The sequence below is a fragment of the Actinomadura rubrisoli genome (genome assembly GCF_004349215.1).
GTDB classification, from domain to species: Bacteria; Actinomycetota; Actinomycetes; order Streptosporangiales; family Streptosporangiaceae; genus Spirillospora; species Spirillospora rubrisoli.
Genome location: NZ_SMKU01000447.1, coordinates 1 through 6,399 on the forward strand (window position 1 = coordinate 1; position 6,399 = coordinate 6,399).

Here is a 6,399-nt window from a genome sequence, read left to right on the forward strand (position 1 = left end):
GCCCGAACCCGCCGCCCGCGCCGCTCGCGACGACCAGCCACCGCAGCCCCCCGAGCAGCGCCTGCCGGATCCCCCCGTACGCCTCCGGCAGCACGCTGACCGCCCCGGGCCGCAGCGCCCCCAGGTGGATCAGCCCGTCGCACGCCCCGTCCACGTCCAGCGGCGTCCGCACCTGCGCGCCGTGATGCTCCAGGATGTCGCCCAGCTCCAGCGCGATCCCGCACCCGTCGTCGACGATCAGGAACCGCCGCCCGTCGAACGCCGACCCGGCCTCCTCCGGCACCGGCAGCGCCTCCAGCCGCGCCGACCGCACCACCTGCCGCACGACAGGCTCGGCAGGCCGGTGGACGCCCGCGTGGAGGGCGGGCTGCGCGGGCTGGGCGGAAGGCTCCTGGCCGGGGCCGCCGGACAGCTCGGACGTCCCCACGTGGGTGCCGGGCTTGGGGAGGCTCTGGGACGGGACGGCGGCACGGGCCGGGGCCTGGAAGAGGCCGGACGAGGCGCGGGCCGTCCCGCTGGGCTCGTCCAGGCGGGTACGGATCCAGGCCACGATCTCGCCGATGGTCCTGATGCGGGCGAGTTGCTCGACGGCGGCGTCGTCGGGACGGCCGTCCGGGGCGGACAGGCCGACGCGTCCGGCCAGGTCGCCGATGATGACGGTGCGCTTGATGGAGTCGATGGACAGGTCGGCCTCCAGGTCGAGGTCCTCGCCGAGCATGGCCTCGGGGTAGCCGGTGCGGGCGCCGATCACCGCGAGGACGGCGGCGTGCACATCGCGGACCGGCTCGGCGGCGGGCGCAGAGCCCAACACGGAGCCGGACGCAGAGCCCGACGCAGAGGCCGACGCAGAGGCCGACGCAGAGGCCGACACGGAAGCGGGCACCGGCTCGGGCACCGGATCGGGGGCAGGGGCCGGCGCCGGCGCGGGCAGGGTCTCGCCCGCGAGGACGGCGCGCGGCGCCGGGACGGGCGGGGCTTCCACGGCCACCACCGGAGCGGGCGGCGGGACGGCGGAGGCCCGCGCGGTGCCCAGGTGGCGGAGGATCACCTCGCGCTGGGCGGCGATCAGCTCGCGGCCCGCGCGCAGGTACTCCAGGACCGCGGCCTCGGAGCCGCGCGGACGGGTGCTCATCGTTCCTCCTGTGACGCGCTCGGCGGGACGCAGCGCGTTGGTCGGGTATCCGCCGTCGGCGGTGCGGACGAGGTGGCCGTTCACGAGCCAGCCGGGCGCGGGCTCGGCCGCGGTGAGGGGGCGGGCGTCGCGGCCCGCGAACAGGGGCAGCGGGTCGACGGGGACGCCCGTGGCGGCCAGCTCGGCGAGCGCGGTCAGGAGCCGCGCAAGGCCGCTCCCGCCGGGCTCGTCGCAGCTCACGGCGGTGTGCGGGCGGTCACCGAGGATCGCTCCGACGAGCCCGGTGAGGACGCGGCCAGGCCCCGCCTCCACGAACGTGCGGGCGCCCGCGGCGTACATCGCCTCGATCTGCTCGACGAACCGGACGGGCGCGGCGACCTGCCCGGCGAGGGTCGCGGCCAGCTCGGCGGGCTCGGTGTCGTACGGGGCGGCGGTCGTGTTCGACCAGACGGGGAAGGCGGGCGAGCGCAGGTCGCGGCCGGCCAGGTCGGCGCGGAGCGCGGCGGACGCCCCCGCGACGAGCGGGCTGTGGAACGCGCAGGCCACGGGGATGCGCTCGGCGGCCAGCCCGCGCTCGTCCAGGACGGCGAGGGCGCGGGCGACGCCCTCCCCGGTGCCGGACACGACGACCTGGCGGGGCGCGTTGTGGTTGGCGACGACGACCTGCGAGACGCCCGACAGAGCTTCCCTGACCTCGCGCAGGGACGCGGTGACGGCGGCCATCGCGCCGTGGTCGTCGCCTGCGGCGGCGAGGATCGCCTCGGCGCGGGCGGCGCTCAGCTCGATCATGTCCGTCTCGTCGAAGACGCCGGCGGCGCAGAGCGCGACCAGCTCGCCGTAGCTGTGGCCCGCGGCGAGGTCGGGGTGGACGCCGAGGGCGGTCAGCAGCCGGTGGACGGCGAGCCCGGCGATGCCGAGGGCAGGCTGCGCGACGCGGGTGTCGGTGAGCGCGTCGCGCTGCCGCCGGGCCTGCTCGGGCGTGAACGCGGCGGGCGGGAACATCGCCGCCGCGTGGCGGCCGCCGGCGAGGCGCAGGAGGCGCTGGAGCCGGGGGAAGGCCACGAACAGGTCGGCGAGCATGCCCGGCCGCTGGCTGCCCTGCCCCGGGTAGAGGAACGCGACCTGCCCCGGCTCGGCGCCGTCCTTCCTCGGGAACACGCCGGGTGCCGGACGGAGCTGCGCGGCGGCGGCCAGCTTGTCCTTGAGGTCGTCCAGGCCGGTGGCGACCAGCGCGACCCGCACCGGGCCCTCGGCGGCGGCGGATGTGCGGGCGAGGTCGCGCAGGCGCGCGCCGCCGCCCTTGAGCAGGCCGCGGAGCCGGTCGATCTCCGCCTCGGCGGCGGCCTGGTCGGCTCCCCGGATCAGGAACAGCTCGGCGGGCCATTCGGCGAGGCCGGACACCGGCTCGGGCGCCCCGTCGTACCCGGCGAGGACGGCGTGGAAGTTCGCGCCGCCGAAGCCGAAGCCGCTCAGGCCCGCGAACCGCTCGCCGGGCGCGGCGGCCCAGGGACGGGCGGACCGTCCGAACGCGAAGGGGCCGTCCGGGGACCACTCGGGGTTGGGACGGGTCAGGTGCAGGGTGCCCGGAAGGACGCCGGTGTGGATCGCCAGCGCGGTCTTGACGAGCCCGGCGAGCCCGGCGGCGCACTTGGTGTGCCCGATCTGCGACTTCACCGACCCGAGCGTGACGGCGCCCGGCGCGGCGCCGGAGAACGCCGAGGCGAGCGTGGCCAGCTCGGTGCGGTCGCCGACCTCGGTCCCGGTGCCGTGCGCCTCGACCAGCCCGACGCCCGCCGGGGACACGCCCGCCCGCTCGTAGGCGCGGTCCAGCGCGAGCCGCTGCCCCTCCGCGCGGGGCGCCGCGAGGCCGAGGGAGCGCCCGTCGCTGGACCCGGCGACGGCCTTGACGACCGCGTAGATCCGGTCGCCGTCCCGCTCGGCGTCCGCCAGCCGCTTGAGCGCGACGCACGCGACGCCCTCGCCGAGCGCGATGCCGTCGGCGCCCGCGTCGAACGCGGCGCATCGGCCGGACGGCGACAGCGCGCGGACGGAGGCGAACATCAGGTAGTCCCGGATGCCGTTGTGCAGGTCGGCGCCGCCGCACAGCACCATGTCGCTGCCGCCCGCCGCCAGCTCCTTGCAGGCGGCGTCGAGCGCGGCGAGCGAGGCGGCGCACGCGGCGTCCACGGTGTAGTTGGCGCCGCCGAGGTCGAGCCGGTTGGCGATCCGCCCGGCGATCACGTTGGTGAGGACGCCGGGGAAGGAGTCCTCGGTCGGTTTCGGGAGCTGCTCGTCCAGGCCCGGCGGGACCTCGCCGAAGTAGGACGGGAGGGTCGCGCGGAGGCCGTAGGCCGTGCCGAGGTCGTTGCCGCCCTCGGCGCCGAAGAACACCGAGGTGCGGGAGCGGTCGAACGGGCGGTCGGCGTACCCGGCGTCCTTCAGCGCGCGGGACGCGACCTCCAGCGCGAGCAGCTGGATCGGCTCGACGCTGCCGAGCGCGTTCGGCGGGATCCCGTAGGCGAGCGCGTCGAACGGGACGTCCGGGATGAACCCGCCCCACTTGGACGGGGTCGTGCCGTCCGCCGCCGAGGGGTCGAAGTAGAGGCCGGTGTCCCAGCGGCCGGCGGGGACCTCGGTGACCGAGTCGACGCCGCCGACGATGTTGGCCCAGTACGCGGCGGCGTCGCGGGCACCCGGCAGGACGCACCCGATCCCGATGATCGCGATGTCGGCCGGGCGGGCGGCGTCCGGCGCGGCGGGACGGTCCGCGGCGATGCCCAGCTCGGCGGCGCGGGCGGCCAGCAGCGCCGTCGCGCCCGCGGTGACCTGCTCGTGCAGCTCGGGGACGCTGGTCGCCGCCGAGCGCAGCGCCGCCACCTGGCCGAGCATGTACAGGCCCTCGGACCGCTGCTCGGCGGGCTCCACCGGCTGCGGCTCCGGGCTGGACGGGCGGCGCCGCAGGCCCTTGCTGGCGATGCGCAGCCGGCCGAGGTTCAGCTCCTCCAGGCGCCGCCACACCTCCTGGCGTGGCATCCCCACCGCCGACAGCTCGCGGCGGGTCTCCTCGAACGCGACGACGTAGGGCGTACGGGCGCAGCGGGTCGCGTGACCGGGCGAGGTCTCCAACAGCGCCGTCCCGTCGCACTCGATCGCGGCGCGCTGGAAGCCCGGCAGGATCGCGCCCGCCGCGACCGCCTCGCTCGTGAACAGGTACGCGGTGCCCATCAGGACGCGGACGTCCGCGCCGCGCTCGGCCAGCGGCCCCGCCAGCGCCGCGACCATCGCGGCCGAGCGCTCGTCGTGGACGCCGCCCGCGAACATCAGCGACAGCTCCGCCGCCTCCGCCGGGCGCTCGTCGGCGAACGCCGTCAGCAGCTCCACCTGCGCCTCCCACAGCGGGAAGCTCGCGCGCGGGCCGACGTGGCCGCCGCACTCCGAGCCCTCGAACACGAACCTGCGCGCGCCCTCGTCCAGGAACCGCTCCAGCAGTTCGGGGGACGGGACGTGCAGGTAGGTGCGGATCCCGGCGGCCTCCAGCGGGGCGGCCTGCGCCGGGCGCCCCCCGGCGATCAGCGCGTACGGCGGGGCCGCCTCGCACACGGCGGCGAGCTGCGCCTCGCGGACCTCCGGCGGCGCGAACCCCAGCACGCCGACGCCCCACGGCCGGTCGCCGAGCCGGTCGGCGGTCTCGCGCAGCAGCGCGCGCACCTGGTCGCCGTCCTTCAGCGCGAGCGCGAGGAACGGCAGGCCGCCGTCCTGCGCCACCGCCGCCGCGAACGCCGAACTGTCGCTGACCTGCGTCATCGGGCCCTGGACGACCGGGTAGGCCCGGTCGTCCGGCCCGTCCGAGGGCGCCAGCGGCTCGGCCCGGACGGCGGCCCGCAGGTGCTCGGCGATCCGCTCCCGGACCGCCTGCACCACTCCCCCGGCGGTCTTGTGGCGCTCGGCGAGGGCCGCCGCGAGCGGGCCGTCCTGGCCCACCGGCAGCAGCCGCGCCCGCCGCCCGCCCGCGCCGAGCCGCGCGACCACCTCCGCCGGGACGGGCCCGGACGCCTCGAATTCCGGCAGGTCCGGCCGCACGCAGACGCGGTGGCCCTCCACGACCCTCGTGTCGCCGCCGTCCATCGCCGCCAGCGCGGCCGCCACCCCGGCGGGCAGGTCCATCTCCCGGACGAGCGCGAGCTGCACGTCCAGCACGACGCCCGCCGCGCCCCCGGCCACCGCCGCGGCGGCCGTGCGCGGGCCGATGCCGCCCGAGGCGTACACCGGGACGTCCACGCCCGGATTGGCCGCCAGGTGCTGGAGCAGCACGAACGTGGTCGGCTCCCCGACCCGTCCCCCGGCCTCGCAGCCCCGCGCGATCAGCCCCGTCCCGCCCGCACCGGCGAGGCCGCGGGCGACGGGCAGGACGGCGGCGGCCTCGCCCGGGTCGACGACCTCGATCAGCAGGCGCCGCCCGCGGGCGAACCCGGCGACGTCCAGCGAGTCGTCGGACAGCAGGGCGGGGGCGTCGACCAGGACGGTCCGGACGGCGTCCGGCAGCTCGGCCGGGCGGACCTCGCAGCCCACCGGGACGCGGACCCCGAACGGGCCCTTCCACCAGCGGCGCACGTCGGCGAGGGCCGCCGGCGCGGCGGCGCGGTCGGTGCCGAGGTCGAGCACGCCGAGCCCGCCCGCCCGCGCGACGGCGACGACCAGATGGGGCGCCGGCCGCCCGAACGGGGTGACCCCGATGATCTCGGTCGTCCCGTCCCGACCGGCCCGGACCTCGCCGCTGTCCGCCGTCATGCACTGCCCCCCGACGTCCCGCGCGGCCCGACCCCGTGACCGGCGCGGCTTGAAACCCTGGCTCGACGGTGCGCCACACTACGGTCGGCGACGCGCCGATCACAGAGGCGACACACCCGTGGGCGCGCTGAGACCGGCACCGCAAAGCACTTTGGAGACTCCCTTGACGCAGGCAAGACCCCGGAGGGTTCCGAAAACCCCGCGGGCGCCATGTTCCGCGGCGATTCCCGCTCCCGGTCTCGCGCCATCGCGGCCACATCGCGCATAATGCCAGTTACACCGCGTAGCAGTGGTGCTACGGGGCAGGCGGCCAGGCGGGTGCGGGATGGCGACCCTCAATCCGGCGGACTCCACAGGCGCGGCCTCCGGCTCTCCCGCCGTGGCGGGAGCACCGGCGGCCGGCGCCTCGATCCCCGGCGCCTCGATCCCCGGCGCCTCGATCCCCGGCGCCCCGGTCCCCGGCCGCCGCGCGCGCCTCC

Annotated in this window: 1 protein-coding gene; it reads right to left on the bottom strand. The window is 77.6% G+C overall.

The genetic code is table 11. The features are described 5' to 3' along the window. On the bottom strand, positions 1-5,920 hold a 5,920-nt coding region (locus tag E1298_RS42540; RefSeq protein WP_131903062.1), incomplete at its 3' end, for a type I polyketide synthase. Positions 5,921-6,399: the final 479 nt, after the last annotated feature.